Source organism: Oleiphilus sp. HI0066 (assembly GCF_001635725.1).
Window position 1 is genome coordinate 1 of sequence record NZ_LWFH01000256.1, and the last position, 1,267, is coordinate 1,267.

A 1,267-nucleotide genomic window follows, 5' to 3' on the forward strand; every position below is an offset into this window, starting at 1 on the left:
CAGCCTTGCTGAAATGGAGTCTTGGGTAGCTGATGGCGTCAATGTACTCGCCCCTCCGATGTGGATGTTGCTCGAGGTTAACGCGCATGGCGAAATTATCCCGTCTGACTATGCAATGAATGCCAAACAAGCAGGATTAGACCTTATCACTTGGACGATTGAGCGATCTGGACTGCTGAAAAACAATGGTGGTTGGTACTACCAAACAACGAACGGCAGCACTGGTAATCCTGACGTCATTGATACTGATGGAGACATGTATGAAGTGCTCGATGTGCTAGCGAAAGACGTTGGCATCATCGGTATTTTTTCAGACTGGCCAGCAACAACGACCTACTATGCGAACTGCATGAATTTGTAATCTCGTCTGTGTGCTGCTGGAAAACCCGCTAGCAGCACACTATCTCAAAAAATCAGAGAGCTGACTTTTCGTCTCATTAAAATGAGGATTAAAGGTCAAGCGAGCATGAAGCTTACCTGCTTCCTGATAACCGTATGCCGAGTACCACACTTGCGTTGCGTTTTGGCACAATGAAACTTCCACCCCTTGGCCGTTATTACAATGCCGATACTCGCCTTTCTCACCGTAATAAGGGTTCATAGGAGAAAACAAAGGTCCCATGTGTGATATTGAGCTAACGCGCATTTCTGGCACCTTTGCATTTAGGACATGAACTCGCGCATCATTAATATGTAGAGGCTCTCCAAACCAAATTAGTCGACTATCTTCGTTAGTAAATTTTTCATGAAAGGTATTTGCCACAGCTTGGCTATCTACCACGCTGTCTGCCTCGCTAAGAATCAACATTGCAGGTCGATCAAACGCATTTCGCACTAGTTCATCATTCAATGACTCAACAGTTGCGTAGTAGGACGCAGCAGCCTGAGCCGTCAGCGAATCATAGCGTGCGATATTTTCTTCAGGGTCAACATCCACCCAATCAATAAAATAAGAGGCAAAAGAAGAGAAGCGAACCAGATTACTGGTAGGGTGAAATGCTGGCGCATAAAGCAATAAACCATTAATGCTTTCATCTTCAAGAGAAACGCTAGTCACTAGATTTGCACCAGTAGAAAAACCACCCAGCCACACTTCGTCGAATTCTTTTTTGAGCAAAGCTACATGTTGATCAATGCTCTTTTGCCAATCGCGTTCGCTTGCCCACAACAAGTCAGCCGGACGCGTTCCATGACCCGCTAATAAAATCGCTCTTACAACAAAACCTTGCTCCGCAAGAATCGGCGCTACATCAATAAAAGAGTATGG

Annotated in this window: 1 protein-coding gene and 1 pseudogene; one reads left to right on the top strand and one right to left on the bottom strand. The window is 45.4% G+C overall.

Annotated features, from left to right (window positions below):
* Nucleotides 1–361 (top strand): annotated as a pseudogene (locus tag A3738_RS30510) (glycerophosphodiester phosphodiesterase); the annotation flags it as partial.
* A 39-nt stretch (nt 362–400) separates the two neighbouring features.
* Here A3738_RS30510 and A3738_RS03935 read toward each other — a convergent pair.
* The coding region (locus A3738_RS03935; protein ID WP_068763373.1) for a carboxylesterase at nt 401–1,267 on the bottom strand (867 nt) is incomplete at its 5' end.